General features: G+C 62.0%; 18 protein-coding genes and 3 pseudogenes. 18 read left to right on the plus strand and 3 right to left on the minus strand.

Annotated features, from left to right (window positions below):
* The first annotated feature begins 39 nt into the window (after positions 1 to 39).
* The 9 genes from ACFQU1_RS08765 to ACFQU1_RS08805 all read left to right on the plus strand — a co-directional run bounded on the left by ACFQU1_RS08765 (position 40) and on the right by ACFQU1_RS08805 (position 8,669).
* Entirely contained in the window at positions 40 to 957 is a 918-nt protein-coding gene (locus tag ACFQU1_RS08765; RefSeq protein ID WP_378131387.1) for an NADP-dependent oxidoreductase, read from the plus strand.
* Positions 958 to 1,020: 63 nt separating this feature from the next.
* The gene (locus ACFQU1_RS08770) at positions 1,021 to 1,938 is read left to right on the plus strand and encodes an NADP-dependent oxidoreductase (protein ID WP_378131389.1); all 918 of its coding nucleotides are present in this window, start codon (positions 1,021 to 1,023) and stop codon (positions 1,936 to 1,938) included.
* Positions 1,939 to 2,029: 91 nt separating this feature from the next.
* Positions 2,030 to 2,485 (plus strand): (2Fe-2S)-binding protein, encoded by a 456-nt coding sequence (locus ACFQU1_RS08775; RefSeq protein ID WP_378131391.1) that lies wholly within the window; start codon positions 2,030 to 2,032, stop codon positions 2,483 to 2,485.
* A gap of 4 nt (positions 2,486 to 2,489) precedes the next feature.
* The gene (locus ACFQU1_RS08780; protein ID WP_378131393.1) at positions 2,490 to 4,697 is read left to right on the plus strand and encodes a molybdopterin cofactor-binding domain-containing protein; all 2,208 of its coding nucleotides are present in this window, start codon (positions 2,490 to 2,492) and stop codon (positions 4,695 to 4,697) included.
* A gap of 757 nt (positions 4,698 to 5,454) precedes the next feature.
* Positions 5,455 to 6,162 (plus strand): metal-dependent hydrolase, encoded by a 708-nt coding sequence (locus ACFQU1_RS08785; RefSeq protein ID WP_378131395.1) that lies wholly within the window; start codon positions 5,455 to 5,457, stop codon positions 6,160 to 6,162.
* A gap of 62 nt (positions 6,163 to 6,224) precedes the next feature.
* A complete protein-coding gene (locus ACFQU1_RS08790; RefSeq protein ID WP_378131397.1) occupies positions 6,225 to 6,797 on the plus strand; it encodes a hypothetical protein in 573 nt (190 codons plus the stop codon).
* Positions 6,798 to 6,891: 94 nt separating this feature from the next.
* The gene (locus tag ACFQU1_RS08795) at positions 6,892 to 7,173 is read left to right on the plus strand and encodes a GNAT family N-acetyltransferase (protein WP_378131399.1); all 282 of its coding nucleotides are present in this window, start codon (positions 6,892 to 6,894) and stop codon (positions 7,171 to 7,173) included.
* A 232-nt stretch (positions 7,174 to 7,405) separates the two neighbouring features.
* Positions 7,406 to 7,957, plus strand: coding sequence for a cytochrome P460 family protein (locus tag ACFQU1_RS08800; RefSeq protein WP_378131401.1), 552 nt, complete (start codon positions 7,406 to 7,408; stop codon positions 7,955 to 7,957).
* Positions 7,958 to 8,135: 178 nt separating this feature from the next.
* On the plus strand, positions 8,136 to 8,669 hold the full coding sequence (locus ACFQU1_RS08805) for a DUF1993 family protein (RefSeq protein ID WP_378131403.1): 534 nt from the start codon (positions 8,136 to 8,138) through the stop codon (positions 8,667 to 8,669).
* Between the two features lie 74 nt (positions 8,670 to 8,743).
* Here the strand turns inward: ACFQU1_RS08805 and msrA are convergent, their stop codons facing one another.
* From msrA to ACFQU1_RS08820, 3 genes are all read right to left on the minus strand, one after another.
* Positions 8,744 to 9,259 carry a peptide-methionine (S)-S-oxide reductase MsrA gene (msrA, locus tag ACFQU1_RS08810; RefSeq protein ID WP_378131405.1) on the minus strand — a complete coding sequence of 172 codons (516 nt, stop codon included), beginning with the start codon at positions 9,257 to 9,259 and terminating at the stop codon, positions 8,744 to 8,746.
* A gap of 128 nt (positions 9,260 to 9,387) precedes the next feature.
* Positions 9,388 to 10,692 (minus strand): alpha/beta fold hydrolase, encoded by a 1,305-nt coding sequence (locus tag ACFQU1_RS08815; protein ID WP_378131407.1) that lies wholly within the window; start codon positions 10,690 to 10,692, stop codon positions 9,388 to 9,390.
* A 95-nt stretch (positions 10,693 to 10,787) separates the two neighbouring features.
* The gene (locus ACFQU1_RS08820) at positions 10,788 to 11,378 is read right to left on the minus strand and encodes an NADPH-dependent FMN reductase (protein WP_378131638.1); all 591 of its coding nucleotides are present in this window, start codon (positions 11,376 to 11,378) and stop codon (positions 10,788 to 10,790) included.
* Between the two features lie 301 nt (positions 11,379 to 11,679).
* Between ACFQU1_RS08820 and ACFQU1_RS08825 the strand changes: the two genes are divergently transcribed.
* The 9 genes and pseudogenes from ACFQU1_RS08825 to ACFQU1_RS08865 all read left to right on the plus strand — a co-directional run bounded on the left by ACFQU1_RS08825 (position 11,680) and on the right by ACFQU1_RS08865 (position 18,602).
* Positions 11,680 to 13,374 carry a thiamine pyrophosphate-binding protein gene (locus ACFQU1_RS08825; RefSeq protein WP_378131409.1) on the plus strand — a complete coding sequence of 565 codons (1,695 nt, stop codon included), beginning with the start codon at positions 11,680 to 11,682 and terminating at the stop codon, positions 13,372 to 13,374.
* A gap of 117 nt (positions 13,375 to 13,491) precedes the next feature.
* Positions 13,492 to 13,998: a Dps family protein gene (locus tag ACFQU1_RS08830; RefSeq protein ID WP_378131411.1), complete on the plus strand. Its 507-nt coding sequence runs from the start codon at positions 13,492 to 13,494 to the stop codon at positions 13,996 to 13,998.
* A gap of 205 nt (positions 13,999 to 14,203) precedes the next feature.
* Positions 14,204 to 15,697, plus strand: coding sequence for a glutathione-disulfide reductase (gene gorA, locus ACFQU1_RS08835; RefSeq protein WP_378131640.1), 1,494 nt, complete (start codon positions 14,204 to 14,206; stop codon positions 15,695 to 15,697).
* Between the two features lie 424 nt (positions 15,698 to 16,121).
* Positions 16,122 to 16,694 carry a hypothetical protein gene (locus ACFQU1_RS08840; protein ID WP_378131413.1) on the plus strand — a complete coding sequence of 191 codons (573 nt, stop codon included), beginning with the start codon at positions 16,122 to 16,124 and terminating at the stop codon, positions 16,692 to 16,694.
* Positions 16,695 to 16,767: 73 nt separating this feature from the next.
* On the plus strand, positions 16,768 to 17,211 hold the full coding sequence (locus ACFQU1_RS08845; RefSeq protein ID WP_378131415.1) for a hypothetical protein: 444 nt from the start codon (positions 16,768 to 16,770) through the stop codon (positions 17,209 to 17,211).
* Positions 17,212 to 17,456: 245 nt separating this feature from the next.
* Positions 17,457 to 17,642, plus strand: a pseudogene (locus tag ACFQU1_RS08850) (hypothetical protein); the annotation flags it as partial.
* Positions 17,633 to 17,992 (plus strand): annotated as a pseudogene (locus ACFQU1_RS08855) (ATPase, T2SS/T4P/T4SS family); the annotation flags it as partial. The pseudogenes ACFQU1_RS08850 and ACFQU1_RS08855, both read left to right, overlap by 10 nt.
* Positions 17,989 to 18,326, plus strand: a pseudogene (locus ACFQU1_RS08860) (TrbC/VirB2 family protein). The pseudogenes ACFQU1_RS08855 and ACFQU1_RS08860, both read left to right, overlap by 4 nt.
* On the plus strand, positions 18,327 to 18,602 hold the full coding sequence (locus ACFQU1_RS08865; protein WP_378131417.1) for a VirB3 family type IV secretion system protein: 276 nt from the start codon (positions 18,327 to 18,329) through the stop codon (positions 18,600 to 18,602).
* The last annotated feature ends 244 nt before the right edge of the window (positions 18,603 to 18,846 follow it).

Here is an 18,846-nt window from a genome sequence, read left to right on the forward strand (position 1 = left end):
GCGACGTCTTAGTTTTGATCACCTCTAAGGAGGTGCTCGATGAAAGCTATCGTGGTAACAGACCAGGCGGCTGGAACGGCCGGTATGAAGCTGGTGGAACGTCCCGAGCCGCAGGCCGCGATAAATGACGTCGTCGTTCAGGTTTATGCGTCGGGATTCACCTGGGACGAGTTGACCTGGCCGCCGACTTGGACCGATCGGTCGTTCCGCTCCCGAACGCCTGTGATCCCCGGGCACGAACTGGCCGGAGTCGTCACCGCTCTCGGACATGGTACGACGGGCCTGTCAGTCGGGCAGCGGGTATTCGGCCTCACCGACTGGTATCGTGACGGCACACTCGCTGAGTATGTGGCCGTCGAGGCGCGCAACCTGGCGCCGCTGCCAGGTGACCTCGACTTCACGGTTGGCGCGAGCGTGGTGATGTCTGGCCTGACCGCGTGGCAGGGATTGTTCGAACACGGCCGTCTGCAATCCGGCCAGAGAGTCATCGCGCACGGCGCGGCCGGCGTGGTGGGTTCGATGGTAACCCAACTCGCCCGCGAAGCAGGCGCCTACGTGATTGGCACCGGACGCGCCAGTGATCGTCAAACGGTGCTCGATTTCGGCGCGCAAGAATTCGTAGACCTCGAGAACGACGCCTTGGAAGATGTCGGGGACGTCGATCTGGTTTTCGATGTTTTCGGCGGCGACATCGCGAAGCGCTCCGCGCGCCTGGTGCGAACCGGAGGAACGCTGGCGACTATCATGGGACCAGCGGAGACACGGCCCGCCGATGGACTGGCCGTGGACTTCGTTGTCGAATCCAATCGCGTTCAACTGAGTGAGATCGCGCAGCGGGTGCGGGACGGACGGCTGCGGACCAACATCGGCGTCATCTCGTGCCTCGACGAGGCTGTGGCCGTCTTCAATCGCACCGAGCGACGCAAGGGAAAAACCATCATCCGCGTTCGTCCTTGAGCAAAACGCGCCCATCGGTGCGACGTCTGCACCAAAGAGACGAATGAGCGAGGAGCAATGACCATGAAGGCAATCATTGTGAAAGATCAGGCCGCGGGAACGGCCGGGATGAAGCTGGTGGAGAGGCCGGAGCCGCAGGCAGCGATAAATGACGTCGTCGTTCAGATTTATGCTGCGGGATTTGTCAACACTGAGCTGGGTTGGCCCTCGACCTGGACCGATCGCCGTGACCAGGACCGAACACCGTCGATCCCGGGACACGAACTTGCCGGCGTCGTCACCGCGCTCGGATACGGTACGACGGGCCTGTCGGTCGGGCAGCGGGTATTCGGCCTCGCCGACTGGTATCGCGACGGAACACTGGCCGAGTATGTAGCGATGGAGGCCCGCAGCCTGGCGGCACTGCCGGGCGATGTCGACTTCACGGTGGGCGCGAGCCTGCCGATCTCGGGCCTTACCGCATGGCAGGGACTGTTTCAGCATGGCCGTCTTCAGGCAGGACAGAGCGTTCTCGCACACGGCGCGGCCGGCGCAGTCGGTTCGATGGTGACGCAGCTCGCAAGAGAGGCTGGAGCCTATGTCATAGGCACTGGACGCGCTGCCGACCGTCAGAAGGCACTCGACTTTGGCGCGAAGGAATTCGTCGACCTCGAGAATGACGCCCTGGAAGACGTTGGCGGAGTCGATCTGGTGTTTGATGTCATCGGGGGCGAAATCCAGAAGCGGTCCGCAGCCTTGATTCGAGCTGGAGGAACGCTGGTGACGATCGTCGGACCGGCCGAGGCGCGTCCTGCCGACGGTCTGGCGGTTGACTTCGTTGTCGAGGCCGATCGTGTCCAATTGAGTGAGATCGTCCAGCGTGTGCGGGACGGACGACTGCGGACGAACATCGGCACCGTCGCGCCCCTCGACGATGCCGTCGCCGCCTTCAACTCGAAGGAGCGACGCGCGGGAAAGACGATTATTCGCGTTCGTCCATGAGCGACATGTCCTCATTGATCCACACAGCCGGCCGACCGCCGTCCAGGTCAGTCGACCGCGCAATCTCAAGCTGAGCCGCAGAGAGGCATTCATGGCTTTCACGTTGAAGATCAACGGTACGCCCCATGTGGTCGATGTCGACGGCGACATCGCACTGCTGTGGGTGTTGCGCGACGTAATTGGTATGACCGGGACCAAATTCGGGTGCGGCCAGTCGCTGTGCGGCGCCTGCACTGTGCATCTCGACGGCCAGCCGGTCCGCTCCTGCCAGACGCCGGTCGACAGCGTCGGCGAGAGCGCGATCACGACGATCGAGGCGATTGGTCAGTCGCCGCAAGGGGCGGCTGTGCAGAAGGCGTGGCTGGAACTGGAGGTGGTTCAGTGCGGCTATTGCCAGTCCGGCCAGATCATGTCGGCGGCAGCTCTCCTAAGGGACACGCCGAAGCCGACTGACGAAGACATCGACGCCGCCATGTCGGGCAATGTCTGCCGATGCGGCACCTATCATCGCATCCGCGCTGCGATCAAGCACGCCGCTGGAGTTTGAGATCATGGACGGGCTTATTCTGAGAGAGCAGATTGCCGATGAAGCGGCTGTGTCGCGGCGAACCTTTCTTCAGGGTACAGGTCTGCTGCTCGGTTTTGCGCTGACCGGTGCGAGCACGCAGTCGGTTTTCGCCGCGCCGGCTTCGCAAGTGCTCGACAATGAAGTGACAGGCACTTTTGCGCCGAACGGATTCATACGTATCAATCCAACGGGCGCCGTGACCCTGATCATGCCCATGGTCGAGATGGGACAAGGGGTTTACACGTCGCTCTCGATGCTTCTCGCCGAAGAACTGGAGGTGAGGCTTGACCAGATTCAGGTTCAGCATGCGCCGCCAAATCATACGCTTTACGCCAATTCGGTCATAGGCATTCAAAATACCGGTGGATCCGCGTCTGTCCGCGCCTTCTGGACGCCGCTGCGTCAGGCAGGCGCTGTCGGTCGCAACATGCTGATTGCGGCAGCCGCGAAGCGCTGGAAAGTCGATCCGGCAACTTGCAGCGCTAAGGACGGCGTCGTGTTCAACGCATCCGGCTCAAAGCAACTGAGCTACGGAGAACTTGCGAAAGCCGCGGCGGAATTGCCCGTTCCGGATGCAGCTAAGGTCAAATTGAAGGACCCGAAGGATTTCACGCTGATCGGAACGCGTGCCAAGCGCGTGGATGCATCGATCAAGGTCGATGGGCGTGCGCTCTACGGCATTGACGCCCGTTTGCCGGGTATGAGGGTTGCCGCGGTTGCTATTTCGCCCGTGCTCGGTGGCAAAGCGAAAACGGTGGACGAGAAGGCCGCGCTGGCGGTGAAGGGCGTCCGCCAGATCGTCAATATCAATGAAGCTGTTGCCGTGGTGGCAGACCACACGGGTGCGGCGAAGAAGGGGCTCGAGGCTGCGGCCGTCACATGGGATGACGGGCCGAACGACAAGGTTAGCAACGCTGATATCGTCAAGCAGTTGGAAGAGGAATCCCAAAGGCCCGGCGCTGTCGCCCGTCGCGAAGGCGATGCGGGGAAGGCGCTTGTGGAGGCAGCTCAACGCGTTGACGCCATCTATCAGGTGCCCTTCCTGGCCCATGCGGCGATGGAGCCGATGAACTGTACCGTTCATCTGCGCAAGGATCGTTGCGACATCTGGGTCGGGACGCAGGCGCCTACGATCACGCAGTCTCAGGTGGCAGAACTCACCGGCCTGCCGACGGATGCGATCAAAATTCACAATTATCTGATTGGCGGTGGCTTCGGCCGAAGGCTGGAACCCGATGGCACGATCCTCGCCGTCAAGATCGCCAGGCACGTCGACGGCCCGGTGAAGGTGATCTGGAGCCGCGAGGAAGACATCCAGCACGATATGTATCGGCCGTACTATCTCGATCGGTTGTCGGCCGGGCTTGATGCGGCCGGGAAGCCGGTTGCCTGGACGCATCGGATCGCCGGCTCCTCGGTTATGGCTCGCTATTACCCCCCTTACGTCAAGGACGGATTGGATCCCGATGCCGTAGAAGCGGCGGCCGAGCCGCCCTATGCACTGCCCAATATCTACGTCGATTATGTTCGGGTCGAGCCCCCTGGTGTCCGGACGTCCTGGTGGCGTGGCGTCGGACCGACACACAATGTTTTTGTGGTCGAAAGCTTCATGGATGAGCTCGCGTATGTCGCGAAGCAGGATCCCCTCGCCTATCGTAAGGGATTGCTCGGCCACAATCCGCGAGCGCTCGCTGTTTTGTCCCTTGCCGCGGAAAAAGCAGGGTGGGGATCACCACTTCCCGCGCGGCATGGCCGCGGGATTTCGGTACAGTTCGCATACGGAAGTTACACGTCGCAGGTCGCTGAGGTTGAAGTTACGGCCGATGGCTCCGTCAAAGTCAAGCGGATCGTCTGCGCGATTGACTGCGGCATGTACGTCAATCCCGATACGATCGAAGCGCAGGTCCAGGGGGGAACGCTTTTCGGGCTGACCGCCGCGCTCCATGGCTCGATCACCTTCAAGAATGGACGCGTCGAGCAAAGCAATTTCCACGACTATCTGCCGATGCGTATCGACCAGGTGCCAGTCGTGGAGACGCATCTGATCAAGAACGCGGAAGCTCCAGGTGGCATTGGTGAAGCTCCGACGGCTGTTGTCAGCGCCGCCGTGACCAATGCGATCTTCGCGGCCACCGGCAAGCGCGTGCGCAGCCTGCCTATCAATACGGACTCGCTGAAGTCATCATCTTAATCCTCGCCCGCCATCTCGTGCGCGTCGCCTCGCGCACGGGATGACGATCCGGAGCCGGGTTGGTATCAAGGAGTTGCTCCGTTGAGCTGCCCGATGAGTTGCAAACTGTGTTCGTAGCCTGCGATGCTGATGGCCTGACGCCGGAGCGTTGCGCCGAGTTATCTACACTCACGTTGGAGACGGCGGAGGAACGTCTGCACCACGCCCGACATCTACTGGTCGAAGTGCCGATGCGCCAGTTCGGTCCCGCTTTGGTGTCGCCTATCAGCTTGACGATAACCGTTCCGAGCGCATTGCGAACGCAGTAATACACCGGCTTTTTCGCACAGGGGCGTCGCGCTTCCCGCGCTTGGCGACCATCTCTTCCAGGTTGGGGCAGCTGAGACTTTAGGCCAGCGTCCATGCGGTACGATCGCTGAACGGACGAGATGATGGCCTGAAAACGTGGAACATCCTCGTCACGAGCAGCAGATCCATAGATGCGGCTTGGTTGACGTCGGGCTTGCGATAGAGGCGCCACACCAGTTCATGTTCCTGGCTCTTCGGCAATTATCTGTCGCTATGGAAACCATACTCACCCGCTATTGGAAAACGTCATCCCGCGCTGCGATGATTAATCACCTTTGCTGCAGATGTCATCGAGTAATGCCGATGTCGACTTAGAACATTACCTATGGACCCATCATTAGATCTCCAACCGGAGTTCTATCCCTGCAGCATCTCCAGCAAAGAGATAGTAACCTAGGAGCAAATTACGATGAAACTGACATGGTACGGCCACTCCGCATTTCGCATCGAAGTCGGTGCGTCCAAGATCCTGATCGATCCGTTTCTGTCTGAAAACCCGTCTTGGCAGAAGGGTTGGGAGGAACCTGCCGAGGGTGTTACGCATGTGCTGCTCACACACGGCCACAACGACCACGTCGGGGACGCGCTCGCCATCTTGAAAAAGACCGACGCCATGCTGGTCGCCAATTACGAGATCTGCAATTATCTCGCCGGACAGGGGGCTAATGGCAACAAGGTCAATCCCGGACTTCACGGTGGCACAGTGGACTGCGGCGGCTTTACCACCGCCTTTGTCAACGCATTGCATTCCTCGTCATTCGGTATGAAAGACGGGCAGAATGTCTATCTCGGCAATCCGACCGGGCTCGTCCTCCATTTCCCCGATGACAAGACGCTCTATCACATGGGCGACACTGACATCTTCGGTGACATGGCACTGATCGAAGAACTTCATAAACCCGACATCGGAATCGTTCCGATCGGCGATCGCCTCACTATGGGCGGCGCAGTCGCCGCACTCGCCTGCCGCCGCTATTTCAACTTCGACACGGTGATCCCTTGCCATTACGCGAGCTTTCCCATCATCGATCAGACTGCGGAGAAATTCGTCGAAGGACTGAAAGGTGCGTCGACTGAGGCCGTGGTGCCGAAAGTCGGCGAGACCGTTTCCCTCTAGCGGCGCGCTCACGGTACTGATCCCCAAGGATCCTGCCCCACCCGCCTATAGGATTGGCCACGATGTCAGCAACCGTAACGCTTGGCGATGTCCTGCGCAGTTCGCGCTGCGAACCCATTCTCAAGCTGCAATCCGCGAAGCAAGGAGCTTCGCTCGCCCTCGATCTTCTTTCGCTGGGAAGCCGCGCGGCGCTGGGGATCTCGTTCCTGTTGTCGGTCAGCGACCGGCTCGGATTCTACGGCAATCCAGGCGAGCGGGGAGTTTCCTGGGGAACATTCGAGCGTTTCTTGGCCTACGCGGCCAAGGTAAATGCGTTCGCGCCCCCGTCGATGGTGCCTTTCCTCGGCACGGTCGCGACGGTTCTTGAGCTCCTTTTTGGTGTTGCGCTGGTATTTGGGCTCGCGCTGCGGTGGGCAGCTTTCGGCAGCGCGGGCCTGCTCTTCCTATTCGGTTCAGCCCTGGCGATCTCGTTTGGGATCAAGTCGCCATTCGACTACTCTGTATTCGCCGCAATGTGCTGCGCTCTATTTCTGGGTCTCGCCGGATCAAACCGGTGGACCGTCGACTCTTCACTATGGTGCTCCACGAGGTGGAGCAAAAGGCGACAAACTCTTTCGAGAAGCCACAATCCGTAGCCGTTCGTCCAGACAGGCGCCTCGCCGGATTGTCCGGCAGACCGCTGCTTACGAGCCTGCAAGTTTTGCTGGCTGACGAGCGAGGAGATTGAGGGTGGCAAGCGTCGTCCGGAACAATCCGGCCATGAGCCGGTTCGAAATTCCCATTGGGGACGGTGCGATCGCGGTCGCGTACTATAAGATCGAAGATGGCCGGGTCGTTCTGCTCCACACGGAGGTGCCGCAGGAACTATCCGGCCTGGGACACGGATCGCGATTGGCGCATGGCGTTTTCGAAGCGTTGCGCCGTGATGGAAAAAGAGTGATCGCGAAGTGCCCCTTCATGTCCTCCTACGCCGCCCGGCATCCCGAGTACCAGGCAATCCTCGATGGCTGACCGGACATCAAGCGGGACACACGCACAACGCTTTTACGCGACGATACCTCATGCCTATCGAATGCATGCTCAAACGGAATTTCTAATTTCGTCGGCTGTATCCGATCCTGGGGTACGCCGGACAGGCTGAGTTCGCGGCAGCCAGGACATTGATTGAAGCCATTGCGCTGAGCCACCGTGCGCTGCGCGGGCAACAAAGGAACCCCCCATGAAATTATCGAGGACAGTCGGCTTGGCCGTCGCCGTCTCGTTGGTCGCCGGCTCCCTGGTGGCGCTCGCTCAAATCAGTGGAGCGGCTCCAGCCGATCCGACCGCGAACGTAGTGGACGCCGCCGGGCATATGCGCGTACCGGCAGACTACCGAACACTCTACCAAGCGCTCGGGACGTGGGCGGTTGCCGCCGACAGCGACAGAGGCTCGAAGGAAATGCACACCGTCTATGTATCGCCCGGCGCGATCGACGCCTACCGGAAGACGGGGCACTTCCCGGACGGCGCCGTCCTGGTGAAAGAGGTCTTCGAGACCTCGACGAACGAGTTGACCACCGGAACTGTAAGCCATGCCGACAAGCTCAAGGGCTGGTTCGTCATGGTGAAGGACAGCAAGGGAACGCACCCCGACAATCCGTTGTGGGGCGACGGGTGGGGATGGTCGTGGTTCGACGTGGACAAGCCGCTCAAGACAACCTCTACGGACTACCGTTCCGATTGTCAGGGGTGCCATGCGCCCGCGGAGGCCACCGACTGGGTTTACGTGAACGGATATCCCGTCCTGCATCACTAGGCGGACCGCATGCGTAGGCGCTCTACCCTTGCCGCTGTTTCGCGGAGGCCACTGTCGAGTTCGGCAACCTGATGTGACAAGCCGTGAGATAGAAGCGGTTATCTCATCATTCATTTCGGCTATCGACTTATCGGGTCCGACCGACGTTCACACTAGAATTGAGCGCATGGAGGTCACAGTGCCCTTCTCGGTCTATGACATCACTGTTCCTGTCATGGTACATGGACTGAACGTGATGGACGATTATCTCGACGACGCCCAAGCGCTCGAGCGGACCAGAAGGTTCGAACCTGGAAGGGTCCTTGGCGAGCGGTTGGCGCCCGACATGCTAACTTTCGGAGAACAGTTCTCCGTAGGCTGCAACAAAGTCGACGCGCACATGGCGAAGTTGATGAAGCACGACCCGCCAGCCCCCCGCAAGACCCCGATGATGTATCCGGCATTGAAGGGACGCCTCCTGGAGACTCGCGGATTCCTGCAAAACGTGCAGCCGGACGAAATTGCCGGCGCGCAGTCCCACACATACCAACTGACGCCGCCTATCGTGCGTGGGTGGTACGGCGGCGACGACTACATTCGACACCTAGTTCTTCCGGATTTCTTCTTCCACATCTCGATTGCTCACGCGATTCTCCGGCACCTCGGAGCGAAGATCGGGAAGCGCGACTACCTCGGCAACCTCACGCAGCAGAGTGGCGGCGACTATTCCTGAGACGCAGGCTCGGTGCACCACGCGGACCGTGGCCTTCAAGAGTAGCGGGGGCAGTTCGGCAGCCCCTCAGCGGTTCACGACTTTTGGGATGAACGAGCAGAGGGTAGTCGCCAACTCGGCCGAATGAAGTGGCAGCTGTAGCCGCCCGGGTGCCGTTGCAGGTAGTCCTGGTGCTCGTCCTCGGCCTGCCAGAACCGCTCCTCGGGGTTGATTTCGGTCACCACGGGACCGGGCCACAAACCAGAGGCTTCGATTTCGGCAATCGTCACGAGCGCCGTCTCCTTCTGCTGCTCGTCGGTGTAGAAGATGGCAGAACGATAGCTTGGTCCAAAGTCGCTCCCCTGCTGCTCGTAAGTTGTCGGGTCGTGAATCTGGAAGAAGCGTTCAAGGATGGCCCGGTAGCTTACGACCGCGGGATCGAAGATGATCTCGATTGCCTCAGCGTGCCCCCGATGGTTGTCGTAGCTCGGATTGGGGAGATCGCCGCCGGTGTAGCCGACTCGCGTCGAGACCACACCTCGCAGTCGGCGGAACATGTCCTGCATGCCCCAGAAGCATCCGCCGGCCAGTACCGCCTTCTCCGTCGTCATATTTGGATCCCTCCGGTCGCTGCGCGACGGTACCGGTCGTCGCCAGCGCGTGTGGGTGCGCCCGACCCGAGCCAACTGGACCATCGCTTGCGCCTCAAAATGTTTGCTAACGCTTACACCGCCCTCCATCAGTCTCTCAGAACGGAGTTATTGCCCGCGAGCGCATGAACAGGGATCTGGCTTCGCGCGAGCACCGGCTCCTTGAGCGTGTCCACCGACGTGGACACGACGGACGAGGACTCAAGCGTCCGGTGCACCGGGCATTTGTTGGCGATCTCGATGATCTTCGCTCGGAGTTCCTCGGTCACCTCGACGTCCACGGCGATGGCGCGTGTGAAGCGGTCGATCTTCGCGTCTGGCGAGGTGTCCGCCGCGCACTCGGCGCAGTCGGCGGCATGGACCCTGTCGTGAGCGACGTCGACGCTGATGCGCCCCAGCGGAATATTCTTGCGGTCTGCGTAGAGGCGAAGGGTCATCGAGGTGCACGCCGCAAGCGCGATGGAAAGGAAGTCGTACGGCGTCGGCCCGGAGTCCAAGCCGCCCAACTTCGCGGGCTCGTCCGCAAAGAGCCGGTGCCGGCCCGCGCGCACCATGTTCTGGAACCGTCCCTCCCCCGTTTCCATGACGCGCACGTCGCCGCGGACGTCGTCCTCTTGGGGCGTGTCCGCCGGGACGTAGCGCGACAGCCAGCCCGCCATCGCTTGACCTGCGAACGCGGCGTCCGCCGGATCGGAAAGCAGGTGGTCGGCCGCGTCCAGGGAGATGAAGCTCTTAGGGTGTTTCGCAGCCAAGAATATTTCGGTGGCATTCTCGATGCCGACCGTCTCGTCGCGCGGAGCGTGCATGATGAGAAGCGGCTTTCGCAGCAATGCGATGTCACGTGAAAGCGGATCGCGGCGCACGTCCTCGACGAATTGCCTGCTGATCTTGAATGTGCGCTCTCCGATGTGCACGTCGGCCACTCCGTCTTCCTCGATCCTTGAGAGATCGGAGGAGGACACGTGCTTCAATACGTGGCTGGCGTCGGCAGGCGCCCCAATTGTCACGACAGCGCGGGTTTCCGGTATCAGCTTCGATGCGGACAGCACCGCAGCGCCGCCGAGCGAGTGGCCGATAAGAACGGACGGCGGCTCGAAGTTCCCGCGCAAGTAATCCGCCGCGGAAACGAGGTCAGCTACATTTGACGAGAAGCTGGTCGACGAGAACTCGCCTTCGCTTGAACCAAGTCCGGTGAAGTCGAAGCGCAGCAGCGCGATGCCCGCACGGGCGAGCTCGGCGCCAATCCGTCGAACGGCCGCCAGGTCCTTGGAGCACGTGAAGCAGTGGGCAAAGAGCGCGTAGGCCCGGACCGGCCCGTTGGGAAGGTCGAGCCGAGCAGCGAGGTTGGCGCCCGAGTGGCCGGCGAAGTCCAGTCGAAGGGGCTGCGATGTCATTCGCGCTGTCCGCGCCGATTTTGCTGCATCGTTCATCCAAGCGGCACGGGGCATCGGCTTGTCCCCACGAGTCGCGTCGATCACGGGAGCGCCACCTAGTAAGGCGGCTCCCGCCGCGCCCTCTGCGCCTGGGCGGCTTCCGCCCACCAGGCGAGGTCTTCAACGAATTTCGATAGCGCCGGTCCCATCGAGTGGCCGAGCTCTCCAGTCGGCCGGCCGTGATCGTCGAGCGCTTCCTCTATGGGCCCAATAGCAAGCGTGCTGGACACGACGAGCATGCCCATCTCGGAAAGGGTGCCGCGCCAGGCGAGCGCGGCGCGGACGCCGGCTGTGCGGCCCGCGGAGTAGCTGGCGATGGCGGCGGGCCGCCAAAACCACTCTTCGAGGAAGTGATCAGTGAGGTTCTTCAGCCCCGGCTGGACTCCCCAATTGTACTCGCCGACAACGAACACGAACGCGTCCGCCTGACGGATCTTCGCGGCCAGGGCCTCCATCTGCGGGGGCGCCTCTCCCGGCGAGAACTCCTTGTACATACGATCTATGATCGGCAAGCCGACAGCCTTGGCGTCGATCAGCTCAGCCAGATGGCCACGCAACCGGAGCTCTTCGCACATGTGCCGCGCCAAACGGATGCCCTTCCGGTCAGACCGGTACGATCCATAGAAGACGAGTATTCGTAGCGGCATGGTCATATTCCCACGATCGCCGCCGTCGGAGGTGACGAACCAGTTCGGCCTGCGGTGCGCGTCGTCGCCGTTGTATCCCGTGGCGTGCTGCACCCAGGCTCGAGTGTACCCATTGGCGCGCCGGTCCGGAATATACCGGGAGCATGCTATTCATAACGCGTGGTTATCACCGCGCGAGCGTATCCTGCTGTACAATGAACCTCTTAGTGCGAAAACGCACGGCTTTGGCAGTGACGCCGCGGCATCGGCCGGGACCCGGCGGCCATCTCGACGAAAACCAGGCCAACGGTGAAAGTGATCCATGTCGCGTACTGTCGCAGAAGCCCTCGTCGACGTCCTCGAGGAGGTTGGCGTCAAGCAGATCTTCGGCCTGATCGGCGACTCGCTGAACCCCTTGGGCGATGCCGTCCGGAAGAGCAAGATTGAGTGGGTCGGCGTGCGGCACGAAGAGGGTGCCGCTCTGGCGGCGGCCGGACAAGCCAAGCTAACCGGCCGGCTCGCGGTGTGCGCCGGAACGACGGGACCCGGCAGTACGCACCTCGTCGCGGGCCTTTACGAGGCGGCGCGCGACCACGCACCTGTCTTGGCGCTGTCGGGTGAGATGCCGCGACGTCTCAAAGGCATCGACTACCATCAGTCGACAGAGCCGGACCTACTCTTCCGGGACGTGTCGCTCTACACCCAGACGATCACCGCGCCGGCACAGGCGCCCGGCGTGATCCACCAGGCGATCGCTTCTGCATACGCTGGCCCCGGGGTCGCGCACCTGACCCTCCCCCAAGATGTACTGTCCAGCAAGGTCGAGCACGCGGTCCCGAGTGTGGCGACGCTTGGTCCGCGTGGAGAGATCGCGCCGGATGAGCACAAGATCGACGCGGTTGCCCGCCACGTCGACGCGGCAGAGTCGATTGTCATTCTCTGCGGGGCGGGATGCCGGGGCTCGGCCGATCTGCTTCGAGATCTTTCGGACCGCTTGAAGGCGCCGCTTGTCCACACGGTCCGCGGCAAGGAGATCATCGCCCACGACGACCCGCGTTGGATGGGCGGACTCGGCATGATCGGCAGCAAGCCGGCCTACAATGCGGTCCAAGACTGCGACCTCCTGCTGATGGTTGGCACGGACTACCCGTATTCCAACTTCTTGCCGGCACATGGAAACGTTATCCAGATCGATGAGCGGGCCGCGGCGATCGGTCGGCGCGCGCCGACGGCGATCGGCGTAAGGGGCTCGGTGCGTCCGACACTCGCCGCCCTCCTGCCGAGGGTGCGACAGAAGACAGAAAGCGCCTCCTTCGACAAGGTCGCGCGGGGTCGCCGCGCTTGGGACGAGCTCCTCGACCAGCAGAGCGACCTGATGCGCAGCCGCGACAGGATCCATCCGCAGGCGGTGGCCCGCATGGTCAGCGACCTGGCGAAAGACGACGCCGTGTTCGTGTTCGATACGGGCCTCAATACGCTGTGGTCGGGCAACTGGATTCGACAGAACGGCAAACAGCGGATTGTAGGCTCCTTCAACAATGCGGCCGTCGGCACCGCGCTCGGACAAGCCAACGGCATTCAGGCGCTCGATCGGTCGCGACAGGTGATCGCCCTCACCGGGGACGGCGGTTTCAACATGCTCATGGGCGAATTCCTCACGGCGGTTCACCATCACTTGCCTGTGAAGATCGTGATCTTCGACAATGCGGCGTTCGGGCTCATCACGCTTGAGGCCGAGAGTGTGGGCATTCTTCCTTTCCGGAAGGCAATCGAATTCACAAACCCGGATTATGCAGCGCTCGCACGCGCCTGCGGCGCGCAAGGCTTCACGGTGCGCGATCCAGCGCTGCTCCAAGCGACTTTGATCGAGGCGTTCGCGTGCCCGGGTCCTGCGATCGTCGCCTGCAGCGTCGCGCCTGACGAGATGCCGAACCTACCCCACGTCGAGCTCGAGCAGGTCGGCGGCTACGCCATCGCGAAAGTCAAGGAAGCGATCGCCGCCGTGACCGGCGGCTGATCGCCTCTCATCCTCCCCGCTCGTCTTATACACGCCAACGACTCCCAACGATGAAGATAGCAGCGCTAGGCCAGCGACAAAGCAGTACGCAGCGCGAAAAATGAAAGGACTGCCGATATGACGACAAACGTTCAAGAGGTGCCGAACGGTGAGCAAGATGAGACGGCGGCACGAAACTCGGTTACGACCCTCGCGGCGAAGATCAACAAGCTCCTTGCTGACGGTATGTCGCTCTACCTCAAGACCAAGAACTTTCACTGGCACGTGAGTGGCCCCCATTTCCGGGATTACCACCTCATGCTCGACGAGCAGGCGAGCGACATTCTCGATGTGATCGACCCGCTCGCAGAACGCGTCCGCGCAGCCGGCAGCACGACGATCCGCTCGCTTGGGCAGGTGGCGCGGCTGCGAACCATCGCAGACAACGAGGCAGATGACGTCGCACCGGGCGCGATGCTCGCTGAGCTCATGGAGGACAACAAGGCGTTGGCTGCCGCGATGCGGCAGGCGCACAAGCTCTGTGACGAGCTTGAGGACGTTGCGACGGCAAGCCTTCTCGAAGGGTACATAGACGCGGCCGAGAAGCGCGCGTGGTTCCTGCGCGAGACAGCGCGGCAGCACTAATCATCGACGGATGCACTGAACCGAAAGTCCAAAACATGATGCCGCGAGTCCGAAGTGGCAGCGTGTGCGCTAGGACTTGCGCCCGTTCGAATCCAGTCTGGGCGGACGTTTGCCAATGCGCGTGCGTGGACAATGCGATCAGCGCGCGCATTTCGATTGTCCGCACAGAATGAATCGGATGCCTGACTTGAGCGACACAGACGCATTGCAGGAGCCGCTAGGCGGGTCGAGACCTGCCGCCGAGGTTTCAGCTACCTCCAGCGAAGCAGAATTCGACGTCGACCTGTTCGTGATCGGGGGTGGGTCGGGAGGCGTCCGCGCTGCGCGCGTAGCGTCGGGACATGGCGCGAAAGTGATGCTCGCCGAGGAGTACCGGCTGGGTGGGACGTGTGTCATCCGCGGATGCGTGCCGAAGAAGCTGTTCGTCTACGCGAGCCGTTTCAGCGACGCATTCGACGAAGCCGCGGAATTCGGCTGGCGCTTGTCGGTCCCGCGTTTCGACTGGCCGTCATTGGTCGCCGCGAAAGACCGCGAGATCGCCCGCCTGGAGGGGCTCTACGGCACGGGTCAAGAAAGTGCGGGTGTCGAGGTCGTGAGGTCTCGCGCTGTGCTCGAGGACGCCCATACGGTGCGCCTCCTCAAAGACGGCCGTCGCGTGCGGGCGCGCACGATTCTGGTTGCGACCGGCGGACGGCCTGAACTCCCTCCCTTCGACGGCATCGAGCTCGGCATCACCTCGGATGACATCTTCGACTTGAAGACACTCCCGAGAAAGCTTGTCATCGGCGGCGCCGGATACATCGCAATGGAGTTCGCCGGCCTGTTTGCCGCGCTAGGAAGCGACGTCACCGTCGTCTGCCGTGGAAGCAATGTGCTCCGCGGCTTTGACGAAGACGTGCGCCAGGCGGTCGCCGCGTCCTACACGAATCGTGGCGTCAAGCTGATGCTTTGCGACAGTATCCGCCGCCTTGAGCAGCGGAACGAACACGCCGGCGACGGTGACCGCGCGCGAGGAATCGACGTTACGACCGAACAGGGCGGGAGGCTGGTGGCCGACCAGGTGCTGCTCGCCTTCGGGCGCAGCCCGAACACGGCCTCGCTCGGACTGGACCGCGCTGGGGTCAAAACTGCGGCAGACGGCGCAATCATTGTCGACGCGAGCTCCCGCACGAATATCCCGAGCATCTACGCCGTGGGTGACGTGTCGAACCAGTTCAATCTGACGCCGGTCGCGATCCGCGAAGGCCATGCGTTCGCCGACAGCGTGTTCGGCGAAAAAGCTTGGAAGGTCGACTACTCCCATGTGCCAACCGCGGTCTTCACCAGCCCGGAGATCGGCACCGTTGGCCTGACCGAGCTGGAAGCGAGGGCGCAATACCCTGCTGTCGACGTTTACAAGGTCCGCTTCCGGTCGCTGAAAGCCTCGGTGACCGGCGATTGCGAGTCCTCGCTTCTGAAGGTCGTAGTGGATTGCGATACGGACCGGATCCTGGGGATCCACATCTTCACTGAGGCGGCCAGCGAGTTGGTCCAGGTGCTGGCGATCGCCGTTGGCAGCGGGGCCACCATGAAAGACTTTAAGTCGGTCATGGCCGTGCACCCGACGATCGGCGAGGAGATCGTCGCGATGCAGGCGCCGACGGTGCGTTACGACCGGCGAGACGCTTCGACCCCGCTCGTCCGGAGCGCTGGCCTGTGACACCACCGGCTGGCGGCCGAGTGGGTCCGCTCGGAATATTCCCGGTCGTCGAGCCGCTCACTATCCGTTGTCGGCCTCAAACGGGCGGGAATGGAATCGATAACGCTGCACCGCTTCCGTAGCAGCGGAAGCTTTGGCAAAGTTGCGCCGGCCGTATGAACCCGCGGCCCGGTCGACTTGGCTCGCGGCATGTGCGCGCTCAGCCTGAAATCCTGAAGGTGAGCGCGATAGTTGGCTGCTATTTTGCATAATGCCTAATCCAGCCAAGCTCGTTCTGTTCTTGGAGGGGTTGGGCTTAGCGTATGAGCTCATGCAGTCGACACCCGCAGCGGCTGCGCGACGGTCGCGTTCGCAGGCTCGGGCGCCAACTGACCTATATATGTGTCGTGGCGACCTGAGAGCTGCACAATCAAGGAGAGTGCAAATGAACCTCGATGCCAGGGATATGGTCGAGGCCGTCACAGATCTCCTAAGACGCGGCTACGACCACGAGTACCGGATAAGGGACGGCCAACTCTACGATTTGACCGCCGACATGCTTGTCGCGGCCGGCGACGCCCGCGTGGACGGCGCGTTGAGGTTCGAGAGCGCGCCCGATGCGGGGGACGGTTCAAACATCTACGCGATCGCCGACCGGAAGGCTGGCAGCAAGGGCCTGTTGATCGACGCTTTTGACGCCTTGGACCAGGAATGCTCGCGAGAACTCTACGAACAGCTCAACGCGAACCGCCCCACACGTCACGACAACGGGGGCGAAATAGCGAGCCGATATGGCCTGCGGAAGGTCTTCAAGGAGGAATTCGACGCAGACGCCGAGCGGTATGTACTGCGCATCGGCTTCCCTGACTTCCCCCCGTGCCCGTTTGGGCAGTCGTTCTCGATGCTCGGGTTTGACACTGCGGAGCAATCCTACGTCTGGCTGGTCACCAGCATCTTGCGAGATTCTAGGCTTGAGAGAATCCCCTATCAAGGCGCGGACGTGCCCGACAACGAATGAGCGCCCGATAATCAGGCTCCTGATGGTACACCACCGGCCCTGCCTATGCGGCGCCTCTTACGAAGGACGCGAGATGAACAAACAGATCGTGAAGCAAACAATGCTTTCGCTCGAGGCGTGCGACCTTGAGAGCGCGAGAGAGAAATACCTGGAATATGTGGCGAGCGCGCGGCTCGATAGAAGCGAGCCGATCGAAAACGACGAACAAGCGCAGGCCGAGCTCGCGAGCGACCTGTCCGAGGCCATCGACTGCACCGTTCACTCACACTCTGACAAGATCGAGAAGCTCTCGGCGATAGACTTCGGGCCGAAGACCAAGGTCGAAGAAGGCGCAGTGGTAAAACTAGGTGGCCGGCTTTTCGTTATTTCCGTGTCGACAGGCAAGTTTGTGTGCGACGGCAACGAGATGATGGGCATCTCCACCCAAGCCCCGATCTATGCTGAGTTAGAGGGCAAGCGCGCCGGTGATGCGATCTCATTCAACGGACGAACGCTCGTGATCGAACAGGTCGCCTGACCGCAGCAACAACGGAGGTCCCCAAGCCGTGCACGGCATAACGCACGGCGATCGTCTCAAATCTGTGTTCGGCGGCCTTGTAACGAAGAAGAGCGGGATCACTAATCATTAACGTCGACGCGTCGATGAACGAGGGACAAAGGTCGTCGAAATCGCGAACATGCGTGTAGCGCCGCGGTTTCGTTTGCTCTTCTTGGCTCCGCCTGCGGGCCAGCTCGCAACGCTTCCGGAAGGAAGATTAGACCATGTCTTGGAGCGGCTCGGCGCGCTTATATGGGAGGCAGAAAGTGACACTCGATCATCCAATCTTCACGCGCTGGCCGGCGCAGTACCCTGATCGGCTCCAGCTCTTTTCCCTGCCGACGCCCAATGGCGTGAAGATCGGCATCATGCTCGAGGAAACAGGCCTCGCCTATGAGCCGCATCGGATCGCCTACGACCCGACCGTATCCCGGTTGGTGAGGTGCGCGGGGCCGAAGCTCTCGATTTGCTCAAAGCCTGGGGGACCGGTCACCCCGGCGGGATCGGCACGATCCATGCCGGCACGGCGCTCGGCGCGCTTCGGCGCCTCGAACAGCTCATCCAGGAAGCCGTCGTCACCGTTCCCAAGGCGCTGATCGCCGAAACCATCGATCTCGTCGCGGTGCTGCGCGGCCGCGGCAGTGAACGCCGCCTCTCCGAACTCGCTCTCATCGCCGGTCTCGATCCCGCCACCGGCGATTACCGCGTCCAGTCCGCCGGGGTGGGCGGCGACCCGTTGCCGCCCGGAGACCCTTCATGAACCGCGCTCTCGCCGTTGTCCGCTCGCCGCGTCGCCGCTTGGCCGGCCTCGCCGCCGTGACCACCCTCACGCTAGCGTTCGCACCGGCGGCCTACGCCTCCGGCTCCTCCATGCCGTGGAGACGTCGCTCAACCAGATCCTGGAATCGGTTCAGGGGCCTGTCGCCAAGATCATCTCGGTCATCATCACCGTGACCGGCCTGACGCTCGCCCTCGGCGACACCTCGGGCGGCTTCCGGCGGCTGATCCAGATCGTCTTTGGCCTCTCGATCGCTTTCGCGGCTTCAAGCTTCTTCCTCCCCTTCTTCTCCTTCTCGGGCGGAGCGCTGATCTGAGTGGCCGCGGTCGTCGATCCCGACGTGCCCGGCTTCTTCGCGCCGGTCCACCGCGCGCTCACCGATCCGATTCTCATGGGCGGCGCGCCACGGACGGTGGCGATCGCCAACGGCACGCTCGCGGCGGCGATCGCGCTTCGCCTTCGGCTCTGGACTCCCGGCTTATCGCTCTGGACCGTGGGCCACGCTGCTGCCGTGTGGGTGGCCAAACGTGACCCGGAATTCGTCGAGGTCGTGCGCCGGCACCTCCGCTATCCCGCCCACCTCGGCGTCTGAGGCTCGCATGCTGAACCTCGCCGAATATCGCAACCGTCCTGTCGGCCTCGCGGCGGCCTGGGTCAAGTTCGTGATGAGGAAGGGGCTCTTCGAGCCGGAGCTGGCAGATCGTCATGTCGACATCTGATCACTCCGGGTAAAGGCCAGATCTCTGAGTCGTCGTATTTCAGGGGTGTCTGGTAACATCCTAAGATGATGACGTCGCCGGTCACTTTAAGCAGTTCCGCCGTTGCCCCGGCCGGGT

This window comes from Chelatococcus sp. GCM10030263 (genome assembly GCF_042666455.1).
In the GTDB taxonomy this organism is placed as follows: Bacteria; Pseudomonadota; Alphaproteobacteria; order Rhizobiales; family Beijerinckiaceae; genus Chelatococcus.

Excerpts from the sequence above, each read along its gene's own strand:
- ACFQU1_RS08840 (WP_378131413.1), top strand. The coding sequence starts at position 16,122 with ATGAACCTCGATGCCAGGGATATGGTCGAGGCCGTCACAGATCTCCTA.
- ACFQU1_RS08825 (WP_378131409.1), top strand. The coding sequence starts at position 11,680 with ATGTCGCGTACTGTCGCAGAAGCCCTCGTCGACGTCCTCGAGGAGGTT.
- msrA (WP_378131405.1), bottom strand. The coding sequence starts at position 9,259 with ATGACGACGGAGAAGGCGGTACTGGCCGGCGGATGCTTCTGGGGCATG.
- ACFQU1_RS08770 (WP_378131389.1), top strand. The coding sequence starts at position 1,021 with ATGAAGGCAATCATTGTGAAAGATCAGGCCGCGGGAACGGCCGGGATG.
- ACFQU1_RS08815 (WP_378131407.1), bottom strand. The coding sequence starts at position 10,692 with ATGACATCGCAGCCCCTTCGACTGGACTTCGCCGGCCACTCGGGCGCC.
- ACFQU1_RS08775 (WP_378131391.1), top strand. The coding sequence starts at position 2,030 with ATGGCTTTCACGTTGAAGATCAACGGTACGCCCCATGTGGTCGATGTC.
- ACFQU1_RS08820 (WP_378131638.1), bottom strand. The coding sequence starts at position 11,378 with ATGCCGCTACGAATACTCGTCTTCTATGGATCGTACCGGTCTGACCGG.
- ACFQU1_RS08765 (WP_378131387.1), top strand. The coding sequence starts at position 40 with ATGAAAGCTATCGTGGTAACAGACCAGGCGGCTGGAACGGCCGGTATG.
- ACFQU1_RS08845 (WP_378131415.1), top strand. The coding sequence starts at position 16,768 with ATGAACAAACAGATCGTGAAGCAAACAATGCTTTCGCTCGAGGCGTGC.
- ACFQU1_RS08830 (WP_378131411.1), top strand. The coding sequence starts at position 13,492 with ATGACGACAAACGTTCAAGAGGTGCCGAACGGTGAGCAAGATGAGACG.
- ACFQU1_RS08780 (WP_378131393.1), top strand. The coding sequence starts at position 2,490 with ATGGACGGGCTTATTCTGAGAGAGCAGATTGCCGATGAAGCGGCTGTG.
- ACFQU1_RS08785 (WP_378131395.1), top strand. The coding sequence starts at position 5,455 with ATGAAACTGACATGGTACGGCCACTCCGCATTTCGCATCGAAGTCGGT.
- ACFQU1_RS08790 (WP_378131397.1), top strand. The coding sequence starts at position 6,225 with ATGTCAGCAACCGTAACGCTTGGCGATGTCCTGCGCAGTTCGCGCTGC.